Annotated in this window: 2 protein-coding genes; both read left to right on the top strand. The window is 38.3% G+C overall.

Going from position 1 to position 859, the window contains the following annotated elements; all coding sequences use genetic code 11:
- Positions 1-412 (top strand): S-type pyocin domain-containing protein (locus tag Xedl_RS19815; protein ID WP_208605113.1); only part of this gene is annotated, 412 nt, incomplete at its 5' end.
- Positions 409-603, top strand: coding sequence for a CPCC family cysteine-rich protein (locus tag Xedl_RS19810; RefSeq protein ID WP_074025445.1), 195 nt, complete (start codon positions 409-411; stop codon positions 601-603). The genes Xedl_RS19815 and Xedl_RS19810, both read left to right, overlap by 4 nt.
- The last annotated feature ends 256 nt before the right edge of the window (positions 604-859 follow it).

Below are 859 nucleotides of genomic sequence, written 5' to 3'. Positions count from 1 at the left end.
CGGGCCAGCGAAGACGACCACACCGGTACAGGAGAGTGATTTCCGGGATTATATTCTGGTTTTCCCGATTGAGGGCGTGCCGGCGGTTTATGTTTATTTGAGTGAAAATAGTAAGTATGGCGTCCTCATATGGACGAAAGGAAAAGTAGGATCAAGAATTAAAAATGCTATTAATCATTGGTTAAAACATGGTAATGAATTCCCTAATTTAAAAAATTCTGATGAGTATATAGACGCCACTCATGATTTTATTAAAAATCCGCCTAAGGGTACTCTTAGCAAGGAAAATGACAAGGGAGATAAGTTATTTTATGATCCTGATTCTAATACATTTGCCGTACAATCCAAAAGTGGTGCGCCCAGAACAATGTTTAAACCTAAAGCAAAAATGAAATATTGGAGTAATCAATGAGTGATAAATACCATTGCCCATGTTGTAATCATACTACCCTTGATGAACTTGGTGAATATCTTATTTGTGACATTTGTGGATGGGAAGATGATCCAGTGCAATCTAAGGATGCCGAATTTCAAGGAGGAGCTAATGAAATGAGTTTAAATGAAGCAAGAAAAGCGTTTTCAGAGGGTAAAAAAGTAAGCTAATTTGTATTAGTTCAAATTAATTGCCAGCCAGAAAGAGTTTCTCGCTTAATCTGATACAGCAGCCTATCTCGTTTAGAATGACACTGACGCGCTGCGCTTGTCTTCTCCGTTCTACCGGGCTAATACATTAACCCGGTAGAACGGAGAGCTGAAAAATACCTGCCAGAAAAAATATTTCCTCACCTGCGCCTCATTTTTCTCCTCACTTTTTATTTTCCTCACTGTGAAAACAGGTGAGGAATCGATAATTTTTTAT

It is taken from the genome of Xenorhabdus eapokensis, from assembly GCF_001908105.1.
This window is presented reverse-complemented; position numbering and strand designations above follow the sequence as displayed.

Excerpts from the sequence above, each read along its gene's own strand:
- Xedl_RS19810 (WP_074025445.1), top strand. The coding sequence starts at position 409 with ATGAGTGATAAATACCATTGCCCATGTTGTAATCATACTACCCTTGAT.